The sequence below is a fragment of the Nocardia sputi genome (assembly GCF_023501985.1).
This window is the reverse complement of the sequence record NZ_JAMFLC010000029.1, coordinates 39,562-62,163: the sequence shown is the minus strand read 5'-3', so window position 1 is coordinate 62,163 and position 22,602 is coordinate 39,562. Positions and strand designations below refer to the sequence as shown.

General features: G+C 66.7%; 22 protein-coding genes and 3 pseudogenes. 16 read left to right on the top strand and 9 right to left on the bottom strand.

The genetic code is table 11. The annotated features are described in order from the left end of the window. Positions 1–110: 110 nt before the first annotated feature. The 3 genes from M8859_RS31380 to M8859_RS31370 are packed head-to-tail and all read left to right on the top strand — an operon-like array spanning position 111 to position 3,772. Positions 111–983, top strand: coding sequence for an FAD binding domain-containing protein (locus tag M8859_RS31380; RefSeq protein ID WP_195071807.1), 873 nt, complete (start codon positions 111–113; stop codon positions 981–983). After that, positions 976–1,473 carry a (2Fe-2S)-binding protein gene (locus M8859_RS31375; protein WP_195071806.1) on the top strand — a complete coding sequence of 166 codons (498 nt, stop codon included), beginning with the start codon at positions 976–978 and terminating at the stop codon, positions 1,471–1,473. Before M8859_RS31380 ends, M8859_RS31375 begins: the two co-directional genes overlap by 8 nt. Beyond that, positions 1,460–3,772 (top strand): xanthine dehydrogenase family protein molybdopterin-binding subunit, encoded by a 2,313-nt coding sequence (locus tag M8859_RS31370; protein WP_249645354.1) that lies wholly within the window; start codon positions 1,460–1,462, stop codon positions 3,770–3,772. The genes M8859_RS31375 and M8859_RS31370 overlap by 14 nt, the downstream gene beginning before the upstream one ends. Before the next feature lie 13 nt (positions 3,773–3,785). Here the strand turns inward: M8859_RS31370 and M8859_RS31365 are convergent, their stop codons facing one another. The 4 genes from M8859_RS31365 to M8859_RS31350 are packed head-to-tail and all read right to left on the bottom strand — an operon-like array spanning position 3,786 to position 8,722. Beyond that, entirely contained in the window at positions 3,786–5,594 is a 1,809-nt protein-coding gene (locus tag M8859_RS31365) for a DUF2264 domain-containing protein (RefSeq protein ID WP_159930243.1), read from the bottom strand. 6 nt (positions 5,595–5,600) lie between these two features. Further along, entirely contained in the window at positions 5,601–6,752 is a 1,152-nt protein-coding gene (gene solA / locus M8859_RS31360; RefSeq protein ID WP_249645353.1) for an N-methyl-L-tryptophan oxidase, read from the bottom strand. A 9-nt stretch (positions 6,753–6,761) separates the two neighbouring features. Then, entirely contained in the window at positions 6,762–7,715 is a 954-nt protein-coding gene (locus tag M8859_RS31355) for an L-histidine N(alpha)-methyltransferase (RefSeq protein ID WP_159930241.1), read from the bottom strand. A gap of 5 nt (positions 7,716–7,720) precedes the next feature. Continuing rightward, positions 7,721–8,722, bottom strand: coding sequence for a 3-methyl-L-tyrosine peroxygenase-related protein (locus M8859_RS31350; protein ID WP_195071803.1), 1,002 nt, complete (start codon positions 8,720–8,722; stop codon positions 7,721–7,723). Between the two features lie 207 nt (positions 8,723–8,929). Here M8859_RS31350 and M8859_RS31345 point away from each other — a divergent pair, with 207 nt between their 5' ends. Further along, entirely contained in the window at positions 8,930–9,160 is a 231-nt protein-coding gene (locus M8859_RS31345; RefSeq protein ID WP_195071802.1) for an IS3 family transposase, read from the top strand. A gap of 13 nt (positions 9,161–9,173) precedes the next feature. On the opposite strand, the pseudogene M8859_RS31340 reads toward M8859_RS31345, so the two are convergent. Then, positions 9,174–9,514 (bottom strand): annotated as a pseudogene (locus M8859_RS31340) (transposase); the annotation flags it as partial. A gap of 612 nt (positions 9,515–10,126) precedes the next feature. Here M8859_RS31340 and M8859_RS31335 point away from each other — a divergent pair. Continuing rightward, a complete protein-coding gene (locus M8859_RS31335; RefSeq protein WP_223515887.1) occupies positions 10,127–10,495 on the top strand; it encodes a hypothetical protein in 369 nt (122 codons plus the stop codon). 690 nt (positions 10,496–11,185) lie between these two features. Here M8859_RS31335 and M8859_RS31330 read toward each other — a convergent pair. Then, complete coding sequence (locus tag M8859_RS31330) at positions 11,186–11,593, bottom strand: DUF1931 family protein (RefSeq protein ID WP_283780243.1); 408 nt, start codon at positions 11,591–11,593, stop codon at positions 11,186–11,188. Positions 11,594–11,668: 75 nt separating this feature from the next. Here M8859_RS31330 and M8859_RS31325 point away from each other — a divergent pair, with 75 nt between their 5' ends. The 6 genes and pseudogenes from M8859_RS31325 (at position 11,669) to M8859_RS31300 (ending at position 15,993) form a co-directional block, all read left to right on the top strand. Beyond that, positions 11,669–11,980 carry a hypothetical protein gene (locus tag M8859_RS31325; RefSeq protein WP_195071800.1) on the top strand — a complete coding sequence of 104 codons (312 nt, stop codon included), beginning with the start codon at positions 11,669–11,671 and terminating at the stop codon, positions 11,978–11,980. Positions 11,981–12,240: 260 nt separating this feature from the next. Further along, positions 12,241–12,594, top strand: a pseudogene (locus M8859_RS31320) (IS1380 family transposase); the annotation flags it as partial. A 453-nt stretch (positions 12,595–13,047) separates the two neighbouring features. Beyond that, positions 13,048–15,204, top strand: a complete 2,157-nt coding sequence (locus tag M8859_RS31315) for an MMPL family transporter (RefSeq protein ID WP_195071799.1) — start codon at positions 13,048–13,050, stop codon at positions 15,202–15,204. An 87-nt stretch (positions 15,205–15,291) separates the two neighbouring features. After that, the gene (locus M8859_RS31310) at positions 15,292–15,561 is read left to right on the top strand and encodes a metal-sensitive transcriptional regulator (protein WP_195071843.1); all 270 of its coding nucleotides are present in this window, start codon (positions 15,292–15,294) and stop codon (positions 15,559–15,561) included. A gap of 31 nt (positions 15,562–15,592) precedes the next feature. After that, entirely contained in the window at positions 15,593–15,841 is a 249-nt protein-coding gene (locus M8859_RS31305; protein WP_195071798.1) for a YgaP family membrane protein, read from the top strand. Continuing rightward, complete coding sequence (locus M8859_RS31300; RefSeq protein ID WP_195071797.1) at positions 15,838–15,993, top strand: hypothetical protein; 156 nt, start codon at positions 15,838–15,840, stop codon at positions 15,991–15,993. Before M8859_RS31305 ends, M8859_RS31300 begins: the two co-directional genes overlap by 4 nt. Here the strand turns inward: M8859_RS31300 and M8859_RS31295 are convergent. Next, complete coding sequence (locus tag M8859_RS31295) at positions 15,982–16,134, bottom strand: hypothetical protein (protein ID WP_195071796.1); 153 nt, start codon at positions 16,132–16,134, stop codon at positions 15,982–15,984. The two genes, M8859_RS31300 and M8859_RS31295, sit on opposite strands and share 12 nt — an antisense overlap. A 44-nt stretch (positions 16,135–16,178) precedes the next feature. Here M8859_RS31295 and M8859_RS31290 point away from each other — a divergent pair, with 44 nt between their 5' ends. After that, positions 16,179–16,337, top strand: coding sequence for a hypothetical protein (locus M8859_RS31290; RefSeq protein WP_195071795.1), 159 nt, complete (start codon positions 16,179–16,181; stop codon positions 16,335–16,337). 61 nt (positions 16,338–16,398) lie between these two features. Here the strand turns inward: M8859_RS31290 and M8859_RS31285 are convergent, their stop codons facing one another. Next, positions 16,399–18,765, bottom strand: a complete 2,367-nt coding sequence (locus tag M8859_RS31285) for a heavy metal translocating P-type ATPase (RefSeq protein WP_195071842.1) — start codon at positions 18,763–18,765, stop codon at positions 16,399–16,401. Positions 18,766–19,204: 439 nt separating this feature from the next. On the opposite strand from M8859_RS31285, the gene M8859_RS31280 reads away from it, so the two are divergent. Beyond that, positions 19,205–19,534, top strand: coding sequence for an ArsR/SmtB family transcription factor (locus tag M8859_RS31280; protein WP_195071794.1), 330 nt, complete (start codon positions 19,205–19,207; stop codon positions 19,532–19,534). A gap of 149 nt (positions 19,535–19,683) precedes the next feature. Then, a pseudogene (locus tag M8859_RS31275) lies at positions 19,684–19,932 on the top strand (phosphoenolpyruvate carboxykinase domain-containing protein); the annotation flags it as partial. Positions 19,933–20,104: 172 nt separating this feature from the next. Here M8859_RS31275 and M8859_RS31270 read toward each other — a convergent pair. Beyond that, positions 20,105–21,070 carry an acyl-ACP desaturase gene (locus M8859_RS31270; RefSeq protein WP_195071793.1) on the bottom strand — a complete coding sequence of 322 codons (966 nt, stop codon included), beginning with the start codon at positions 21,068–21,070 and terminating at the stop codon, positions 20,105–20,107. A 469-nt stretch (positions 21,071–21,539) separates the two neighbouring features. On the opposite strand from M8859_RS31270, the gene M8859_RS31265 reads away from it, so the two are divergent. Next, entirely contained in the window at positions 21,540–22,244 is a 705-nt protein-coding gene (locus M8859_RS31265) for a universal stress protein (protein WP_308221246.1), read from the top strand. Positions 22,245–22,276: 32 nt separating this feature from the next. Next, positions 22,277–22,459 carry a universal stress protein gene (locus tag M8859_RS37390; RefSeq protein WP_308221245.1) on the top strand — a complete coding sequence of 61 codons (183 nt, stop codon included), beginning with the start codon at positions 22,277–22,279 and terminating at the stop codon, positions 22,457–22,459. The last annotated feature ends 143 nt before the right edge of the window (positions 22,460–22,602 follow it).

Below are 22,602 nucleotides of genomic sequence, written 5' to 3'. Positions count from 1 at the left end.
GGCAGGTGTGATTGTTGGTGACGGCACAGGCGTCGCGGCTGACGTTCCCCTGACGGTCCGCGATGGGCCGGCGTCACGCCGCTGTCAGCGGACTGCACGACGGTTGCCGCATGGCACCACCAGCACTGCGGTATCACGCGCCGACCACTGTGACCGAGGCGGTGGACGTCCTCGCGGCGCTGGGCGACGACGCGGCGATCCTCGCCGGCGGACAGTCGCTGATGCCGCTGCTGATCACGCGGCAGTTGACTCCGGGACACGTGGTCGACATCAACGGGATCGCGAGTCTGGACTATGTGCGACTGGAGCCGGCGGGAGTACGCCTCGGCGCGGTGGCTCGCCAAGCCGATGTGGAACACGACAGGCAGGTGATCGGCGTGCTGCCGTTGCTGCGTCAGGCGCTATGCCTGGTAGCGGTGCCGGCGGTGCGCAGTCGCGGGACCATTGTTGGCAGCCTCGTCGGTGGACTGCCCTCGGCGGAGTTGCGGGCGGCGCTGGCGTTGGCCGGGGGCAGCGTGCAGGTGGCGGGCGTCGAGGGGACCAGGACCGTGCCCGCCGAGGTGTTCCTCGCCGACGGCGTCGGCGCGCGAGATCTGGTGGTGTCGGCGCTGATTCGGCGCCCGCCACCCGGGACGGGAACGGCGGTGGTGGAGGTGAGCCGGCGGCGTCGGGTCGGGCGGGCGATCGTCGGGGTCGCCGCGGCCGTCACGCTCACCGCACAGCGGCGCATCGGCCGGGCGCGGGTGGCATATATGGGCATCGCGGTGACGCCCCCCACCCTGGATCTCACCGAGACCGCGATCGACAGCGACGCGACCCGGGTGGAGTGGATCGCAGCAGGCCGGCGAGCACGGGAGCAGATCCACCCCGTCGGCGACCGGTACGCGACCGCCGCCTACCGCCGTCACCTGGTCGACGTGCTGACCACCCGCGCACTGCGTGCGGCCACGGCACATGCGCTTGCGGAGCCCAACGATGCCTGATGACGCCCACGTGATCACGCTGCGGGTCAACGGCGCGGCGCACCTGGTGCGCGTCTGCGACCGACGCTTGCTGTCGGACTGTCTGCGCCACGACCTCGGGCTGACCGCTACCCACGTCGGCTGCGAGGAGGGCGTGTGCGGTGCCTGCACGGTGCTGGTGGATGGCGCACCGGCGCGCTCGTGCCTGCTACTGGCCGTCGCCGCACAGCGGTACGCGATCACCACGGTCGAAGGGCTGGCCGGGCCTGCCCTGCGGGCACTGCAGCAGGCCATGCAGGTCGAGCACGGGTTGCAGTGCGGATTTTGCACCCCGGGCGTCCTCACGACCCTCGTGGCGTATCTGCGCGACAATCCCCGCCCGTCCACGCAGGACCTCGAGGATGTGCTCGCCGGAAACCTTTGCCGCTGTACGGGCTACCGGCCGATCGTGACCGCGGCGCTGCGCGCCGCCGCCATCTTGCGCGTGGAGCGCCACGATGACCCGCAGTGAGGACGAGCGGCTGCTCACGGGACGCGGCCGGTATCTCGATGACCTCGGGCATGGTGCACCAGCTGTGGTGTTCGTCCGGTCTCCCCATCCGCACGCCCGGATCGTAGACGTGGACAGCACCGGCGCGCGGGCCGTCGACGGCGTTATCGCGATCATCACGTTCGAGGACCTGCCGGAATCGATAGCCGCACCACTGCCGCAGCTCGAACCCCACGCGGCGCTGACACAGCCGCGGACATCGCGCCCGCTGGCCGGCGGCGAGGTGCACCATGCCGGTCAGCCGGTGGTCATGATCGTGGCTGAGGATCGGTACGTCGCCGAGGACGCCCGCGACCGGGTCCAGGTGACCTACGACCCGACGCCGCCCGTAGTGGGCATCGAGGCCGCCCGCGCAGCCAACCGGCTGGTGCATGCCGATGTTCCCGGAAACATCGCCGGGCGCTTCATCCAGGTCCACGGCGACGCTGCGGCGGTGCTCGCGACCGCACCGCACACCCTCACCGTGCAGCTGGACGTGGAGCGCACCGCGTCCACTCCGATGGAGATGCGGGGCGTCTACGCGCACCCAACCGACGAAGGCCTGCGTGTCTACTCCGCCACCCAGACCCCGGCGAGTCTGCGGCGACTGCTGGCCGACCACCTGGACCTCCCGGAGTCCAGGCTCGAGGTGATCGCCCCCGACGTGGGCGGCGGATTCGGCGTGAAAAGCGTGCACCCGTGGCACGAGGAGGTCCTGGTGGCGTGGGCCGCGCGACGACTGGACCGACCGCTGAAGTGGGTGGAGGACCGCAAAGAGCATTTCGCCTCGACACATGAGCGCGGGCAGCTCCACAAGGTGCGGGTGGCATTCGACGATGTCGGGCGGGTACTCGCCCTGGACGTGCGGTTCTGGCACGACGCCGGGGCCTACACACCCGTGGGGATCCGGGTGCCGGTCAACACCGCAAATCACCTGTGCGGCCTGTACCGCATCGACGCTGTCCGGATCGAGTGCGAGGTCCTGTATACGACCATGCCGCCGGTCACCCCGGTGCGCGGCGCCGGCAAACCGCAGGCGATGTTCGTGATCGAACGGACCATGGATGCGATCGCCGCGCATCTGGGACGCGACCGCGCCGCGGTCCGCGGCATCAACCTCATCCGCCCGGTGGACCTGCCCTATCCCGGCCCGATCCCCCACCACGGCGGCGACTATCCCTCCGCGCTGCGGCAGGCCACGGACCTCGTGGGCTGGGCAACGATCGAGGCGCGACGCGAGGCCGCACGCGCCCGCGGCCGGCACCTCGGGGTCGGGTTGGCCTGCTACGTCGAACGGACTGGGCGGGGGCCGTGCCCCTACGAGGGCGCCCACGTCCGGGTCGACCCGGATGGCGCCGTCCACGTGTTCGTCGGGCTGACCGGCCAGGGCCAGGGCCAGCACACGACCCTTGCCATGATCGCCGCCCACGAACTCGGTGTGTCGCCACATTGGGTCCATGTGACCTGCGGCGACATCGAGCGATTCCCGTTCACCCCTGGCACGGTGGCCTCCCGGAGTGCGGTCATGGCTGGCTCGGCCGTGGCGATTGCGTGCCACAAGGTGCGAAACAAAGCACTGCGAGCCGCCGCGCACCAGCTGGCCTGCGACATCGTCGACCTGGATCTGCGCGACGGCGTGGTGGTCTCGCGGTCCCGCCCACACGACCGGCTGAACCTGGCCGCGATAGCCCGGCTGTGCCACCCCGTGCTCGTCCAATTCGCCCATGACACCGGCGATCTCGACGATCCGTTGCCGCTGGCGGACGGCGAGCACCCCGGCCTGGCCGCCACCGCCTACTACACGGCAGCGGATTCCGCCGTTGGCTACGGGGTGCACGCCGCCGTGGTCGAGATCGATGTGGCGACCGCCGGGATCGAGATCGTCGACTACGTCGCCGTGACCGGCTGCGGGACGGTCATCGATCCGGGGATCGTGGACGGACAGGTGCTCGGCGGCATCGCCCACGGTCTCGGCGAGGCGCTCTACGAGCGTCTCCCGCTGGACGCGGACGGGCGCCTGGTCACTCCGACCCTGACGGAGTATCTGCTGCCCAGCGTGGCGGAGATCCCCCCGGTGCGGCTGGCACGTGTACCGGACCACGTCTGCCCGGCGAACCCGATCGGGGTCACCGGGGTCGGTCAGGCCGGCACCCTGCCGGTGCTTGCCGTGGTGGCGTCGGCGATCGACGACGCCGTGGGGCTGCGGATCGACCGCATGCCGATCTCGCGCAGCGAACTGTGGGAAGCCCTGGGTAGCAACAACACTGGATCAGCGGTGTAAAGGACGCCGATCGTCAGGCGTCCGGCGTCGACCGCGCGGCCAGCAACATGGACCGCTCGGGGCGCCTCGGCGGCTGGGGCCAGCCGTCACCGTCGCCACCGCCGACGGCATCGGCGAGGCCGAGAACCGCACAGGCAAGCCAGAACTCGCCGGGTGGGTGGGTTCCGAGCAGGGTGGGGATCACAGTGCGGCGGGCCATGACGTTCGTGCCGGGAAAGGCCGCCACGAGCTGGCCGGTTCGATCGCCGTCGAGGTCGTCGATCACGCACAGTCCCGTGGGACCGGAGATTCGGGCGTGCCCCGGGCCGGCCGAGGTGGTCGGCGGACCTGCGACAGTGTCGCGGTCCACCGCGAACGCGCCCTCCGCAGTGACCAGCGCGCGCGGACCGCGGATATGATGCACGCGCACGTGCCACGGCGGATCGGCCTGCACCCAGGTCTCCACGTCGACGTCCGGCCACGGCCGCCAGCGGCAGTACACCAAGCCGTCGTGCACCACCGGATCCAGCGGCACCTCGCGGGTCCGGTAATGCTCGCCACCGTCATCGCTGAGCGCCAGCGTGCTGTCGAACGCCCCCTGCGCGAGGCCGTGCGCGCCGGACATCACGCTGAAGCCGAACCACGAGGAGTACGCGAACTTCGCGTACTTCGCCTCGCTGTGCCGCGCCCACTGGTGGTACTGCAGGGAACCGAGCGCGATCGCCTGCCGCCCCTGCTCGCAACGCATCAGCACGACACCCGCGTGCGGTTGGGTACTGGTTTCCGGCAGCTGGGGGGCGGGCTGCTCCGGAGCCGTCCACAGGGCGTGGTCGGCGGGCAGGGCCAGCGGAAGAAACGCCTTCATCGCCCAGTACGGCGATCCGGGGGCGTTGTACTGCTCGGCCAGCAAGGGCTGCGGGTAGCCGTATCCCACCGACAGGAGCCCGTCGGCCGTCGTGATCGTACGGTCGCGCCACCACCGCAGGTTGCGCAGCAGGTATCCCTTGACCTCACCCCAGGGCAGCGCTTCTACATCGGCAAAGGCCAGCGCACCCCAGAACGAGACATGGGCGAACCGATAGGTGAGGCTGCGGCCGAAGGGAACAGCCGCGCCGTCGGTGGCGAACCAGTGCCGGAAATCCGCGGCGAACGCGCTCGCCCGCGCACGCATCCGTTCGGCGCGTGCGGAGTCGCGTTCCCCGGCCAGGGCCGCGTACACCAACCCGTAGAAGTGCATCGCGAAGGACACGTAGTAGTCGCGGCGTCGTTCGGTGAGCCCGTCGGCGTACCAGCCGTCACCGAGCGCGCAGCTCTCCAGCCAGTCCAGGCGCGCCACGTTGGCCGCGCGTTCGTATCGCACGCCGACCCGGTCCAGGCCCAGCCCGACCAGCACCGGGAAGAATCGCCAATTGTTCTCGACGGTCGCGCAGTCGAGCACTGAGGACAGCCACGCAGCGGCCCGATCACGCTGCGGCCCGGTCAGCGGATCCCAGAGTTGTTCCGGCACAAGGGCCAGCGCGAAACCCAATGCCGCCGCCTCGACGATCCGCTGATCGCGGTCACCGGGCCGACCCCAGTACTCCGGATGGGCCGGGTCTGTGCCGGACGCGAGGCCGCGGCGATAGGTCTCCCAGTGCGTGAAGTCCCCGCCGCCCGCGGCCAGCGGAGCCAGTCCCCACAGCGGCCTGGCGAACGCCTCCAGTTCGGCCGCGGTGTCGTCGTAGCCGGTGGTGTTCACGCCGAGCCGTACCCGGGCGCCACCCGGGCTGAAATACGGCATCACCGCCTCGGCCAGGTCGGTGGCCAGCAACTGCACACTCGCTCGGTCCGCGATGTCGGCCATCGGAGGTCATCCCTTCGGCAGTTCGTGTCCGATCCTCAGTGTTCGCGGCCGTCGCGGGTCGAACAGGTCGATCGGGTGCGTTGTTGTCCCGGCACTCGCCAGATCGGCCAAGATCTCCCCGAGAACCGGGACGAACTTGAATCCGTGGCCGGAGAACCCGCATCCCACGATCACGTTCGGATGATCCGGGTGCGGCGCCACCACGAAATGCTGATCCGCCGTCGTGCCGTCGACACACGTCGCATGCCGTCGCACCGCACCGGCCACCGACGGCATGCGGTTGCGCAGGTACCGGCGTATCTGCTGAATATCCGCCGCACGGGCGATTCGGTTGTCCGGCACCTCTGCCTGTGTGCCCAACGAGAACCCGATCTTCACACCCTGACCGTCCCGCATATCGGGACAACACAGGAACATGACGCCGTTGTCGCATTCCCAGATCACGGAGGGGTGTTTCGCATAGTCGAAGTCCGCGGCCCCGTCCCGTGGGCGAAACCAACATTGAGCAATGGTTTCCACGTTCAGTTCCATGCCGACATGGATCAGATGTTTGGCCCACGCGCCTGGACACAGCACCAGCCGGCTGGCGGTGTAGACCGCACTGGCAGTCCGCACCCGGACACCGTCGCCGCGAGCCGCCCAGTCGAGCACTGGTTCCCGGAAACGCAATTGCGCGCTGGCTCGCTCGGCCAACATGTGATGTGCCGCTACCGCGGCTTCGGGGTGCACAACCCCGGCTCCGGAATCGTACACGGCAACCATGCCGGGCTCGGGATTGAGAGTCGGAAAACGGCGACGGGTGTCGGCCGCGTCCAGCAACTCACAGGGCAGGTCCCATTCTGCGGCGGATTTCGCGGCGCCCGCGATCAGTGGCCCGTTCTCGGGACCTACCATCAGTCCCCCGATTGCCGAGAAAATTCTCGTGCCTGCGTCGTGCTCCACACGTTCCCACAGTTCGGAAGCTCGTCTCGCCAGCGGTACGTACGCCGGGTCCTCGTACTGCAGGTGACGCATAATGCGGGTGCCGCCGTGGCTGGCGCCATAGTGATGGACGGGCGAATACTTTTCCAGTCCTAGGACCGACAAGCCGCGCTGGGCAAGATGGCAGGCTGCAGCGCTGCCCACTCCGCCCAGACCCACGACGATAACATCGAACATGACTGCCAACTATCCGCGGAATGGCTGAGCCTGAGCCAGACAGAGCCCGTAGGTATCGCGATCGTCGATCCACCAGCGTTGCACCGTGTACGACGCCGTCTCCAGCTCCTGCGTCCATTCAAGGGCCGACATTTTCGCCGAGTGCGCCACCTTGATCAGTTCGTTCCGCGCGAAGCCGATGGTCGCTCCCATCCGCCGGAGGCTGACCTTGTGCGACGTGGTTGCGCGCAGATAGTGGTCGACTTGCCGGGCCGCGGCGTTCCACTGCTTATGGTAGACGAAGTTGTCCAGATCGAAATCAGCATCCAATTCGGCGTTGGCCCGAACCAACGCGTTCTTCCACAAATCGCTCGGCGCGGTACCGTCGTACGCCCCCAGCAGCTTGTCGGTATTCTTCAGCAAATCGGCGCCGATCAGCAGACTGCCGGATGCGCCGAGCCTGCGGCACAGTGAGCTGAAGAGAGCGTGGCGTTCACCGGGCGAGAGATTGCCGAAGGTGCACCCCAAGGAGATCGCCAACTGTGGGTTACCGAACGACAGCGGTCGAGCAGACTCGTGGAAATCCTCCACGATCGATTCGATGGCCACCGCGGGAAACGCGGCGGACACGAATTCGACGGATTGCGCGACAGCGTCCTCGTTGATATCCCACGCCACGTAGCAGGTCAACAAGCCGCGCGAATGGAGCTGCTCGAGCAAGGGCCGGCATTTCGACGCGGCGCCGCACCCCAGGTCGATCAGAGTCCGGGCACGGGTCGCATCCGCTATGCCAGCGACACTGACCGTCAACAGACGCGTCTCGGCCACGGACAAGTAGTATTCGGGCACGGTGATGGCGTGTTCGTAAAGATCCCCACCGCGGGTATCGAACACCCATGTGGTCGGTATGTACTTGTCCGACGAAGTCAGGCCACGTACGACAGTCGCGTGCAGTGTTTCGTTCGACGTTGCGAAGTTCTTCATGGTGATTACTCGGGCAGAGCCGTGTCTCGTGGAGCCCGCGTAGGGTTCACTGCCAATTGTGTTCGGTGAATTTTCAGGCGGTTGAGCATGCCGATCGGCGTCGAGCCGGATGCCGACGACACGGGCGTGCTTCCGCTGGGTCCGAGGAATTCGGCGCATACGAATTTGTGGGACTCGTAGGTGTCCTGCAATGCCCGGTGAAACGCATTCCGCCACGCGAGCATCTGATGCGGCGGATCGGCCAGCACCGGACTTGCCGTCGTCAGGCTGCGTGCCAGATACCGGTGATCAGCCCAATGTAGTCCGGTCATTTTCGGCGGAGCTGCCGGTGGCAGCAGCGTGGGACGGATGTGCTGTTCGTAGTCGCCGGACGGAAAATCTCCGGTGAACCGAAGAGCCATGGCTGAGCCACGCATGAGCAAACATGCGGTGGCCAAAGCATCACGCGCGCGGCGAATCTCGCCCGACGCCACATGGCTCACCATGACGTGCAGCGCGATTGAAATCCATTGCAGCAGCACGATGAACACATGGTGTCCGCGAATCCACCTGCCTAATGAGTCGCGGTGACCGTGGGGGGCGATGACCCGGCAGGTCAGCGCCGCGGCCACCGGCGGCGGGGTGCCGTCCACCGCGAATCGGCACAGAGCCGAGAACGCCAGGCGCAATGTCCCCCACTGGCGTGGGGTCAGGGACACGCCGCCATTGATCGCCTCCTCCAGGAGGATGCGGTAGGCCGTGAGAACGCTGTGCACGAGCGCTGTCGTCCCGCTCACGCGCTGGATCTCGAACGCGTGGTCCAGTGCCCCGGCCAACGTGCGCGCTGCCGGGTGCAGTGGTGCGGTCTCCTCCGGCAGGGTAACGGACCGGACCTGCTCCAGCGCCTCATAGTCCGACCACGCCGGAGTGATCACGGCCAGTGCGGCGAAGGCCTCCCCGACGGCCGGACAGAACCGCAGATCAGCACGGGTAGTGGGCAAAGCATGAGGAGGCAAGATGCGGAACATCGGGTTCCCGTCCGGTCGTTACTCCCCCACTGGGAGAAAGAGCTGGTAGGTCTCCCACACTGGGAGAGTGAGTTGATAGCCTCGTGACACAGCCCAGTCGCGATGCGTCACCACCCGGTCAGCGAACCGCCTCGAGCGCGGGAAAACGAGTGCGCGCGAACTCGCCGGTTGGGCGCGACCGGCGCTGACCGATCGACCTGTTCGGCAATGTCCGTCCACCGGTTTTCCGAACGACGATCGCGCGGATTCTTCTCCACGCTGAAGACCGAGCTGGTGTACCGGAACTTTTGGCGCACAAGGGAAGACGCGGAGAACGCGTTGTTCTCCTACATCGACGGCTGGTACAACACCCAGCGCATCCAGAAGAAGCTGGATTGGCGGTCACCGGACGAGTACGAGGACAGCTACCATCAACGGGTTCCAGCCGGAACCAGATAATCAGCTCCCCGGCTCATCGGAACCTCACCTCACGGCGCACGGGGTGGTGGGACCAGATCTGCTTGGGGAAGCTCGTTAACCCGAGCAGATCAGCGCGGGCGGTGTCGAGGTGGTCGGCGACCTTCGGCAGTTTCTCGGCCACCGCATCGAGCATCCGATCGTATTGGGCAGCAACCGATCCGGGTCGGCTTGATCGAATACAGAGTGCAGCAAGGTCCGTACCCACGGGCACGACGATTTCGGACACACCGACATCAGATTGACCGTGTAGTGGGTGCGACAATGCTGCCAGCTCGCACCGGACAGGGTGGCGCCGATTGCGGCCACCAAGCCGGCGCGTGCGTCGGAAGTGACAGATATGTACTTCGGGACGGTCGTGGAATGGGGTGTGGTCCGGGTAGCCGATTCCGGGTGTCGTCGGGACGGACGTCTGGTCGGGCATGCCGAGATCAAGCCGACTGACGTGATCGAGGGCTACGAGATCACAGAAGGAGATGGCAGTACCACCCTGCTATTGGCCCCATCGATCAGTGACCGCTCACCCATCGACCGATAGCGAGAACGCATCAGCCAAACCCGGCGCTCCGCCCGATTACGGCGAGTACGACGACGACCTCGACCGCAGTGTCGCCGGCGCGCACCAACCGGCTGGGGATGTGAGACGGCAGGCTACGCACGCGGTAGGTAATGGGTGGGTGGGTTTCGGATGAGGAATGTCTACCTATGCGGGCAGGGTTGGTGGTGTCGGCGGGTAGGGCTGCTGGTGGGCGGGGTTCCGTCCGGGTGGTTGATGCTCGTCGCGACGATAGCGACCCCTTGTGGTGCACAACGTGGTGGAGCCGATCGGGCAACGACGCCCAGTAGGGGACGCGGTCGTGGATCGGATACGTGGTGTCCACGTGTGCCGGGCCCCGGCGTTGCGGGCGAGGCTGCGGCGAACATATCAATCCGGCCGGCCGGAGACGAATGTCTTTCTGGGTGGCCGTCGATGCGGAACTGGTTTCCATGATGACTACTGCACTGCTGCCTCTTGCTTACGGGTATCTGCGCGATGACCTGATCGGTGACCGCGCCCGCGCCGCGGGTGAGGACACGTTACGGGCTGCTGCCCGGTCGCTGGGCTACGAGCTGGCCACCGTGTTCCACGAACCACCACCACAGGGCGGATTGCTACCCCCGGCGTTCGCCGAAATGATGCAGGAATGCCGCCGCGCCGCGGCGCACACGGTGATCACCTTGCCTGGGCACCTGTCGAACATGTCGATGTCGAGGATGGTTCTGCAGGAAGTCCTGCACGTGCGCGCCGAAGCCGTCATCCACGAAGTCGAACACTAAACCTCGCACGAGGTTCACCTTCGCTCACCCCCGGTCCGCGCGCCGCGTGGACCGTGATGCAAACGCTGGGGTGTGGATGGAGGAGCGGTGCAATGCGCGGGAGCGGGGCCGGTTCATGCGTGCGCCCCATAGAGTCAGCGCTGCGGCCAGGGACATGTACTGCAGGTAGGCGAGGGCGACGAGGATGCCACCGTAGTCACGCACCCACCCCAGCAACGAGGGCAGGGCGGCGTGCTCACGTCCGCCAGCTGTTCGGCGAGACGATCGAGCGGATCTATATCGGGCAGCACCACGAAGACACTGCCGTCCTGACCCACCTGCGCGGTGATGTCGTCGAAGCGCTCATGACGATCACCGGCGAACCCCATCCACTTGCCAGGAGCAGACGGCCTCAGGGCTCGCCGAATCGGTAACCGAGCTTGTTCGCAGGCTGCGGGAGAATCACCTCTGATGGATCATGTCGATCGCTCGTCGCAGCGTCACTGGTGCTTGCCCACGAGAGATTCGCGGTGCCGAAGTGCCTGTCGCTAACCGCTCGGCTCGGGTTGGCATACCCGGAACTCAATCTGCTCGAGTTTGTTTGCTCTACCAACGCACGCTCAAGGGATACATTGCGCGCGGCCTATTTCGTAGTGGATGAGCCGTCGCGGCCAGCGACGATCTACTGGTTCGCCGGGCCCCGGGCCGTGGTCAGAGCAGGAGATGGAAGATGTCGAAGGCAACGTCCCATTCGGCGGTCCCGGGGTTCTTGCGGCCCGGTTCGATCGTGACGAATGTGTGCGCCAGCGCCACGCTCAAGCCTCCGGCAATCAGCGGCAGTCGCTGCTCGGTCGCCTCGGAGAGAGTCACGTCCAACGGCGGCCGGGCGGTCAGTTGATCGAGCACAGGCTGTAGTTCGATCTCCTGGTCGAGTTTCTCGAACCGGTGGATGCTCTCCTGCAGTCCCTTGGTGATCGGCAGGTCCCATGGTTCGATCACGTCCCTTACATCCAAACCGCGAGCGATCGGCAAGCTGTCATCGATTTGGCGCTTCACGATCTCGACCGCGACAACTGCCTCGCGCGGTTGCGGACGCGGGGCGGTGGGTTTCGCTGGCATCCGGTTTCTCCCCCGTCTCATGGCGGCGTTGGGAAAGCATGCCGAACGTCGGGGGGTGAGAACGCTACGTCCCGCGTGCTGCGTAAGCGCAACGGGCGGCCGATCAGCTATAGGCGCTACGACGGGTTGTGGAATCGAGTCCGTGAGAACCTGCCGTGGGCAGATGAATTGGAGGTCACCACCTACTCGATCACTGAGACCGTGCGTGCCCAAGTCTGCCAGCTGTTCGGCGAGACAGTCGAACGAGCCTACGTCGGGCAGCACCACGAAGGCACAGCCGTCCTGACCCACCTGCGTGGCGATGTCATCGAAGCACTCATGACGATCACCGGCGAACCCCACCCGCTCGCCAGGAAGAAACGGCCGCAGGCCTCACCGAGTCGGTAGGCCGCCGATATTGTTCTCAGGACGCGGGAAATCATCCCTCATGGATCAAGTCGATCGCTCGCCGCGGCGTTGAACACGCTTGCCGGGCGAAAGATCCGCGCTTGCCGATGTGCGCTGACCGCCAACCGATCCTCTCGGTTTGGCATACCGACCATTGGAACCTCAACCTGCTTGAGATCGCCAATTCCGGAAGTCCGGATGTCCCGCCGCTGGGGCTGTCTGCTGAGCCGTCAAACGGTACGTCGGAGCCGGCCGAGAGGTTGACGCAAGACACTCACACGCTGCCGACGACCTCGGCAGCGTTCGATGATCCCATCGTGTGGCGGCTGGCGGCCTCGTTCCGGTGCTTGCGCTGGTCGAGTCCGCCGCGCTGCGAACCTGGCAGGCGAACAACTGAGCGTGTCGACAAGGGCGCGAACGCTGGGGTTAAGGTCGCATCGCTGGCGGTGGATGGTCTGCGGTGCCGACTCGATCGATGACATGACGCTGCCGCGGCACGGCGTGATGGGGCGGGTCTTCGCCCGGGCCTCCGCGCCATCCACGTTGGATCGTTACTGCGGCCGTTCACCTTCGGCCACGTCCGTCAGCTCGACGCGGTCGCCTGCCGGTTCCTGACTGCAACAAACTTCGGTCCGGTGGAGCTCCGGAGAAGACGTTCCGCTATTCATCACCCGGCTGCTCGAGGACGAGCCGGTGACGTTGGACGGGAATGGCGGGCCCGTCCGCAACCATCAATCAGCATGGCGAGTATCGAGTAGGCGACCATCGCCTCATGCGGCATGGCCGCTTCAGCCTGGCCCGACCGGTATGCCAGCCCAGCCGGATGAGGGCTCAACGGCCATCTGACGGTCGGCAGATCTGGGGATGGCACTCCTGACCATCGGGCGTGGTCAACAGCGACCGTTTCCGAAATCAGCCGATCCGCGGCGCGATCGAAGTTCCACCGGCACCGCTCTCGTGGCCCCCAGATGCGCCCGCCTGTGGAGAGCCACCTTTTCTTCCAATACCCCCTGGGGTATCTTCGTACTTGAATCGGCATACCCCAGGGGGTATATAAGGAGGAACTCATGACCGACTCGTTGGTTGTTTCACCTGCTCGGGACACCTCACCGCCGGACAACTCCGGCGTGCTGGGCAGGCTCGGTGCCGCGATGGCTGGGCGTGCCCGGATTGTGTTCGGTGTGTGGTTGCTGTTGCTGATCGCGCTCGGCGCGGCCGCGCCGAGCGTGTTCACATCGCTGGCCGGGGCCGGATGGCAGGCCAACGGATCGGAATCGGTGCGGGTGCGCGAGTTGGCACAGCAGCATTTCGGTGGCGCTTCTTCGGCGGCTGCGCAGGTGGTGGTCCATTCCGACGCCGCGACGATCGATAGTCCACGAGTCCAGCGGGTCCTCAGCGAGATCGCCGAGGTCTTCGCAGGTGATGCGCGCTTCGGCGCGGTGGTAGGGCCCCAGCCGGGGATGTCGATCAGTCCGGACGGGCATACCGGAGTTCTCATCGCGGGCGCGAACGCCTCCACCGATGACATGGTCAAGGCGGTCGATGAGCACAAGGATGCGCTGACCGCGTTGTCCAGCGATGGGATCGAGGTCTACCCCACCGGCGCGTCGGCGTTGTGGAGTGATTTCAACAAGGCCAACCACGACGCCATGATCAAGGCTGAACTGTTCTCCTGGCCGGTGACGCTCGCAATCATGGTGCTCGCGTTCGGGTCGCTGGTTGCGGCCGGACTACCACTCCTGCTCACCCTGGCGGGACTGGTGGCCTCCGCCGGTGGGCTGGTGCTGCTCAACCACATCACGCCGATCTCGGTGTGGGCGATGAACTTCGCCATGATGTTCGCCCTAGCGCTCGGCATCGACTACGCACTGTTCATCGTCGCCCGATTCCGCGACGCGCTCACCACCGCCCCGAACGCCAAGGCCGCGGTCGCCGAGACGATGGACACCGCGGGCAAAGCGGTTGCGCTGTCCGGGCTGACAGTCTTGGTCAGCTTGTCGGCGGTGCTCATCGTGCCGGCGCCCGCGGTGCGGACGATGGCGGTTGGGATCATGTTCGCCGTGGCGTTCGTGCTGGCGGCAACCATGACGCTGCTGCCCGCGGCACTCGGAGCTCTCGGTCGCAGGATCAACGCCGGTTCGCTGCCGCATGCCAAGCGCCAGCAGCACCGTTCACCGCGGTTCGCAGCATGGGGGCGGCTGCTGCACACGCATCCGTGGCCATACGCGATCGGCGCGGTCATCGTACTGATCGCCTTATCGATCCCGGTGTCCGGACTGAAGGTGGCTATGCCCTCGATCCAGGTCGTCCCCTCCGACGCCCCGGTGCGCCAAGGCTACGAACTGGTTCAGGCCCAGATGGGCGAGGGCGCGCCGGGCATGCTGCAGATCATCACCCTGGCCACCCAATCCGCGCAGGCCGCGCAGGCCGCCGCCACCGTCGGCGGCATCATGATGGTCACCCCTCCCCAGCCCGCCCTCGACGACAGCGGTCTGGTGATGATGCAGGCGCTGCCCGATGTCGACCCATCGGACCCGCGCATGGGTGAGATCCTCGATGATCTGCGCGACGACTTGCCCGCAGACGCCGTGGTCGGCGGGGCACCCGCGGAAAACCTCGACCTGCAGCAAGCCCTCGACGACTACTTCCCAATTATCGTGGCGATCATCCTGGTCCTCGGATTCGCACTGCTGCTGATCGCACTGCAAGCGCCGCTGATCGCCGCGCTCGGCACTCTAGTCAGCCTGCTGTCGACCGCCGCCGCCTTCGGCGTCGCGAAACTGATCTTCCAGGACGGACACGGCGCCGGTCTGCTCGACTTCACCCCACAAGGCTTCCTGGACGGGTGGGGACCAGTGTTCTTCTTCGCGATGATCTTCGCGATCGCGATGGACTACACGGTGTTCCTCCTGGCCACCGCCAAAGAACACTATGAACGCTCCGGCGACCCGGAAACCGCCCAGATCGACGGACTCGCCCACTCCGGACGGGTGATCTTCGCCGCCGCCGCGGTCATGGTGGCTGTGTTCTTCACTTTCGCCCTCGCCGAACCGCTGCCCCCGAAAGAGATGGGAATCATCCTCGGCGTCGCCGTCCTGCTCGACGCGGCCGCTGTGCGGCTGGTGCTGTTGCCGGTCCTGCTGCGCCTGACCGGGCACAACGCCTGGTGGTCACCCCGCTGGCTTCGCAAGCTATTGCCCGCGATCAGTTTCGCCCATCGCTGATGGGGTGTCCCCGGGCTCCGACCGATCGAGCCCGGGGATACCCCCATGGGTATATTGGCTGAGGAACTCGATGAAAGGGAACACGCCATGGTCGGCAACGAGGAAACGATCGCCCTGGTACTCAACCGGCTGCGCCGTGCACACGGCCAACTCGCCGGAGTGATCTCCATGATCGAGCAGGGCCGCGACTGCAAAGACGTCGTCACCCAACTCGCGGCCGTCTCCCGTGCCCTCGACCGGGCCGGATTCAAGATCGTCGCCACCGGGCTGCGCGAATGCCTCACCGGAGAAACCCCGGATGGTTCCGAGCCGATGACCGAAGCCGAACTGGAGAAGCTGTTCCTCACTCTCGCCTGAACAGCACCCCGACGGATTGAAGGACATGCACATGCGGCAAGTATCTCGACATCACGGCTGGTCCATCGCACGCGTCGTGCCGCTGCTGGCAGGTACGTTCGTGCTGATCAGTGCGCTACTGGCCGCGGTGTTCTCGCCATGGTGGCTGATCTTCACCGGGTTGGTCGGCGCGAACCTGCTTCTCTACAGCGCCGTCGGATGGTGTCCGGTGACATTGCTGCTGCGGCGGCTCGGTGTTCCCGCCGGGCCGGCCGACTACTGCCCGACACTCCGAACGTGACCTCTCGTGACCGCGCCCGGACCGAGGAGAAAGCGGATCACGCCACGAACCTCGAGCTCGCCACGATCCTGTACGCGACCAGTCTCGAAAAGCCGTCGATCTGGCCCGAAACGCCATATCCGAACAGGCATTCGGCGCGCTCACCGGCCTGACACGACCTGGAGGAAGGCCAGGAATCCGCACTCGAATACCGGTCGGCACACACCGTCGACCGCAGCCAGCTGGTCCGCGCCCTTGCCGAGCGCGAAATCAACGCCCGCGCACTGGACGAGAACCAGGCGAAACCCGGACACGTCCAGAGCTTGACCATGCACCGTTCCAAAAGGAGTTCTCCCCGGTGATCCTCACCGGCATCGATGAAGCCCACGTCCCTGCGAAAGCCGTTCTGCACGGTGTGCCCGAGGAAGAACTGAACGAGGCGCGACTGCGGGAACGGACACTCCTCTCCGTCGCGGCCAACGGAATTTCTCGGGGGACGATCGACCTCGCCGGCTGATCGAGCGCCTACCGCAGCCGCGCGCGGGATCAGGTGCCTGCGCCCGCTCCAGGTGACGGCGTCATCGCCGCAGGGGTTCGTGGGGGTGAGGCTGCTGAGAGGCCGGAATGTTCTCGGGTTGGTCGTCGTCGGTGAGGGTGAAATAGTTCTCCTCCTCCTGCAGGAAGTGCAGCTGCAGCAAGGTGTGCAGGCCGTAGAGGCAGGCGAGTAGGTCGTCGATCTGGTCGCCGGTGATGGCGCCCGCGGCGTGGGCGCGTTCGAGGTGGGCGCCGACGCGGGTGGTGAGCCGCTGGATCTCGGCGTGGGCGCGGCTCATCGTCGCGGTGGCCTCGGTGCTGCCGAGCGGGCCGGCCAGCGCCGGGTAGAGCAGGGTTTCCTCGGCGCGTTCGTGGGGCAGCAGATCGGTCACCAGGAAGCGGTTGGCGTCCTCGACAGCGGCCAGGGCCGCGGGATCGTTGGCGGTGGCGAGCCGGTCGGCGGCGGTACGCAACAGCGTGAGCATCTCACGCAGAGTCTCGTGTTCACCCGCGAAGCGGTGCAGCAATTCCTCTGTCGCCGCGGCCACTTCGGTGCGAGCGGCTGGACTGCCCCGTAGCGCTCGCAGCGCGTTGAGGATCACCGCCACATCGATGACCTCTTGCAGCAGTGCACCAGTGGCGGGCGGGAGCAGCCCGGCGGCGGCCACGATCATCGCCAGCAGTGACAGGCTCATCCCGACCACGGCGCTTTGCACGGCGATACGGCGCGACCAGCGGGCGGTGTCCATGGCGTCGGCGAGCCGGTCGAGCCGGTCGGTGGTGAGCACGATGTCGGCGGCCTCCGAAGAAGCGGTGGACCCGCGTGCGCCCATCGCCACACCGACAGTCGCGGCCGCCAAGGCGGGAGCATCGTTGACACCGTCACCGACCATGACCGTCACCGCGCGCTCGCGTTCGCCGCGCACCGCGGCGACCTTGTCGGCGGGACTCTGCCCCGCGTACACCTCGTCGAGGCCGAGCACGGCGGCGACCTCGCGGGCCGGTTCGAGGCGATCGCCGGTGAGCATCACCAGCCGGTTCAACCCCGCCTCGCGCAGTCTGCGGATCGTTCGCGGCGCGTGCCGCCGCAACGGATCGCGCAGCAGAACCGCCCCGAGAAGCTCCTCGTCGACGACGATCCACGCGATCGCCGCGGAGTCCAAGCGCGCTCGGCTGTCCACCGCACGCGCCCACTCGGATCCCGTCGCCGAATCAGGCAGTTTGCCCACCTCGACGCGGTGGCCCTCGACGATGCCGGAGATGCCGCGGCCAGGCTGTTCTTTGACAGCGGTGGGCAGCGACAGCGCCGCGTCGCGAGCCAGCGCCTCGGTAACGATCGCCTCGGCCAGCACATGAGGCGACAGTTGGTCAACCGACGCGGCCAGCCGCAATGCCTCGGCCGCGTCCTGGCCAGGGGCGGCGATCACCTCGACTACCGCGGGCCGGCCCGCGGTGAGCGTTCCGGTCTTGTCCATGACAAGTGTGGTCGCGTGGCCGAGGTTCTCCAGCGCACCGCCGCTGCGGATCACGACCCCCTGGCGGGAGGCCCGCGACAGCCCCGACACGATAGCCACCGGCGCGGCCAACAACAGCGGACACGGGGTGGCCACGACGAGGACCGCGACCGCGCGCACCGCCGACCCGCTCAACAGCCACGCCGCCCCGGCCACGAGCAGCGTCAAGGGCAGAAACCAGGCCGCGTACCTGTCGGCCAACCGGATCACGGGCGCGTTCTCGGCGCCGGCTTCTCGAGCCAGCCGCACGATTCCGGCGTAGGTGCTGTCCGCCGCGGTCGCGGTCGCACGGATTTCGAAGGAGGCGCCGGCATTCACGACACCGCTGCGCACCGGTTCGCTGATCCCCCGCTCGACCTGCAACGGCTCGCCGGTGAGCACCGATTCGTCCAGTACGGCCACTGTGTCGAGCACCCGCCCGTCGACCGGCACCACCTCGCCGGGCGCCACCAAAAGCACGTCATCGACGGCGACCTCGTCCAACGCGATCACGTTCACCTCGGCGCCGACACGGCGGCGTGCCGAACGCGGTGCATGCTCGAGCAGAGACCTCAGATCGTGCGACGCGCGTCGCTCGGCCGCCGCGTCCAGTGCGCGACCGGTCGCCAACATCACAGCGATCAGCGCACCAGCGAGATACTCGTGCACCAGCAAGGTGCCCACCAGCGACAACACCGCGATCAAATCCACCCCGACCCGACCCCGCAGCAGCGTGGTGACCATCCACCACACCGCAGGCACGACCGCCACCACCGTGGCCGCGATCCAGCAACCCTCAGCGACTTCCCGCAGCCCGAGTAGCCAGAACACCAGTCCGGACATCAGGGCGGCCACAGTCGCCGCCACCAGCACCGGCCCCACCCACACAGCGGCCCGTCCGGACCACTGCTCGATCATCGAATTCGTTCCGGACACGCCCGCTCCTTCCCGAACAGCGCCTTCCGACGAGCGGATTCGTCTCAGGAAAACCGACCCGGGCACCTCCTGAACAGGGCCGCAATTCCCGAATGCGGAGGCCGTTCGCCCCGGGGAGGCGCACCGCAGCGAATCCCAGCAGCCGTGACTCGGCCAGCATGGCCAGTGCCCGCGACGACTGCCTCATCACGGAAGCCACGACGCACTGTTCGTCGTCACCGGATCACATGGGTGGGCGCATTCTCTCGACTGAGGTGCGGCCGCTCGATCGTGGTGCTGACCGCGACGAGACCGCGTGCAGCGAGGAGGTCCTGGTCCGAGGACGGTCCCCCGAATTGCCAAAAGCATTGTTTGCTAAACTCTGCAAATAAGGCGGTGGATACCGATACCGCTTCGCCGGGAACCGGAGGGAGTGGTGGCGATGCCAGGACTGCAGCGGCCGCTCTATCAGATGAAGGCCGACTTCTTCAGAACACTCGGGCATCCGGTGCGGGTGCGCGTGCTCGAGCTACTCAGTCAGCGTGAGCACGCAGTTTCGGAGATGTTGACCGAGATCGGGATAGAGGCGGCCAACTTGTCCCAGCAGTTGTCGATCCTCCGGCGCGCCGGACTGGTGACCGCTCGCCGTGAAGGCCTCTCGGTGACCTACGAATTGACCACTCCCGAGGTCGCCGAGCTTCTAGCGGTCGCACGGGCCATTCTCACCGGCGTAGTCGCCGGTCAGGTCGAAGCCCTGGAAGAACCCGCCTGACCTCGCCATTTATAAGAATGCCGCTTCCGCTCGGTAGCTGATTGCAATTTTTCTAAACTAAAAACCTAGCAGTTTTCGAAGGAGCGATTCGTCGTGACCAGCCACCTGGACGTATCTCGGTCGATGCGGCCGGAGGCTCCGCGAGCCGGGCCGCTGACCCGGAGGCGGGGTTCTTCGGCGTCGCCCCGGGAACCGGCGAGCAGACCAACCCGAACGCGATCGCTACGATCGATGCCGGTAATTCGATCTTCACCAACACCGCGCGCACGGACGCCGGTGACGTGTGGTGGGAGGGCTTGACCGACGCTCCGCCCGGGCACCTCATCGACTGGCACGGCCAGGACTGGACCCCTGAGTCGGGAACCCCTGTCGCGCATCCGAACTCCTGCTACTGCAGCGCGTGGGCCGCCGATTCGTCCCGCGGCAACCGATCCGGAGCACCGGATCGGCAGCGGGTGCGGCGTGGGACACCACCGCCGCAGCACCGGCCGCTCAGTTCCGGTCATAAGCCACTTCGTCGCCGACGAGCACCGCTTCGACCGCATGCTGGTGATGATCTCTCCTCGGGCGCTACTGCGATGCGCGGGCGCGTTCGCGTTCCAAGGCGCGGGCGCGCTGTTGTTCGAAGCGTGGGATCTGCACCTGTTGCAGGTCATCGAGGAATGCGGCGAGTCGCTCGCGCGCTTGCTCGCCGCGCGCTCCGAAGTCGTTGCGGTCCATGATGTTCCACTGCCTGACTACCGGAAGCAGCACTTCCTCCAAGTGCTGACGCAGGTCGTAGACCCCGTGCTTGGCCATCAGCACGCCGTTGCGGCGGAAGTCGGGCATGCCCGCGCCCGGCATCCGGAAGTTCTCCACGATGGTATCTATTGCCTCCATCGTCTGATCGGGCACCAAATCCAGGGCGGCGCCGCAGATGGTGCGGTAGAAGATCATGTGCAAGTTCTCGTCGGCGGCGATGCGCTGCAACATTCGGTCGGCGATCGGGTCGTCGCACACTCGGCCGGTGTTGCGGTGGGTGACCCGCGTGGCCAGTTCCTGGAAGCTGACGTAGGCGACCGAGTGCAGGAATCCGGCGCCACTCGCGACATCGGTTTCATTTGCACCGGAGGAGAATCCGTTGGTCATGTGGGCCATCCGGGCCGCTTCGAGAGCAACCGGGTCCACGCCGCGGGTGACCACTAGATAGTCGCGGATCACGGTGCTGTGCCGCATCTCCTCGGCTGTCCAGCGGCCGACCCAGGTACCCCATGCACCGTCACGGGAGAAGTTCTCGGAGATCTCGCGATGGTAGGAAGGCAGATTGTCCTCGGTGAGCAGATTGGTGACCATCGCGGCTTTCGCCACCTCGGTGAGCGTGGACTGCTCGGGAGACCAGTCCGCACCACCGAGCATGGCGAAGTTTCGCCCCTCCTCCCAGGGCACGTAGTCGTGGGGGTGCCAGTCCTTGGCCATCGACAGGTGCCGGTGCACGCAGTCCTCGGCGATTGGCTCCAGTTCGGCCAGGATCTCTCGCTGCGTCAGGTCACGCGCCAATGCTGTTGCCTGCCTCTCTTTTTCGCAATGCTTCGAATCGGTCGGCATACACACCACCACCGCCCTCGGTTGGCGCACAGGGTCGAAGGCCCCGGGGAGGCGGGACCGAATACCCGTTCATTCGATGACCGCGGCAACGACAACACTTTGCGACCGTCGTCGCGGCGATGCATCGACCCGCATGCTCTTGGCCGGATCGGTTTGCGAAGAGGACGATAAGCTGTAGATTCACGGTCTCTACCTCTCACCTACCCAGGATTCGGCCGTCCCACGTCACTCCTCCCGGTTTTACTGGCGGACAGGTGCGAAGGTCCGGATGGCAGATACCCGGTGTCGTCCGGGCGATCCGGCGCGGCGACATTGCGGCCCTTCGGCCTGCGGGACCAGGACCAAGGGCAGCAGCCGATCGACCTGCGAGTTCTTACGCTACGAAGGACAGCTGATTTCCGAGGTCCGGAGGGCGATATACATGGACCGGCAGTACCGCGAGAACCCGCATCTTCTGGCGTCCGCGCCGGTGGTGGTCGGCGCAGACGGTTCCGAGGGCAGCGAGCTGGCCGTCCGCTGGGCCGCCGAGACAGCGGCGCGGCGTGGCCGCACTTTGCTCATCGCGCATGGGCTCGACATTGCCGGGCTGCGCTCCATTACGGGCAGCCACCTGGCCACTCCCCCATCGATCATCGAAGCCTTACGAACGCGTGGCATGGGAATCGCCGCCGGCGCACACAAGCTGGCAGGCGAGGTCGCGCCGAACCTGGAGATCAGCACCGAAATATCCGAGGCGAGCCCGTCCAGGCTGCTGATCCACCTCTCGAAATCCGCGCACCTCATCGCGCTCGGCGCCACCGGCAATGTCGGCGTCTTCGCCCATCTCGGCTCCACGCTGCTCGCGGTCACCAGCCACGGCCGCGGCTCCATCGTCGTGGTACGCGACACCGGCGGGGAACCGCACATCAAAAGGCAAGGCCCGGTGGTGGTCGGCGTCGACGGCAGCCCGGTCAGCGAGGTAGCCATTGCCGCCGCCTTCGCCGAAGCTTCAGAGCGCGGCGCCGAGCTGGTGGCTGTACATTCGTGGAGCGACTTGCGCTTCGAGGAGTTCGCGGGCGGGCGGACACCGGTTTCATGGGCTCCGGTTTGGAGACGGCGGAGGACGCCATTCTTGCCGAACGTCTAGCCGGGTGGCAGGAGAAATACCCCGATGTCCGCGTGACCCGCAAGGTGTACTTGACCGGGGCGACTCAACACCTCGAATATTGGTCGAAGACCGCGCAGTTGATCGTGGTGGGCAGCCGCGGCCGCGGCGGCTTCACCGGCCTGCTGCTCGGCTCGACCAGCAATTTTCTCGTCCAGCACGCGCATTGCCCGGTCCTGGTCGCACATTCGGCGTGAACCCGACGCCAACCGGTCCGCCCACCCTGCTGACCGCTTGCTCATGCTGCGGCACCGTATGTCGGCAGCCGGACGCCGGTACGGACACGACCTGTCAAGGGACCTCGGTCACCGATCCGAGGTCGAACTCCGATCCGAGCCGA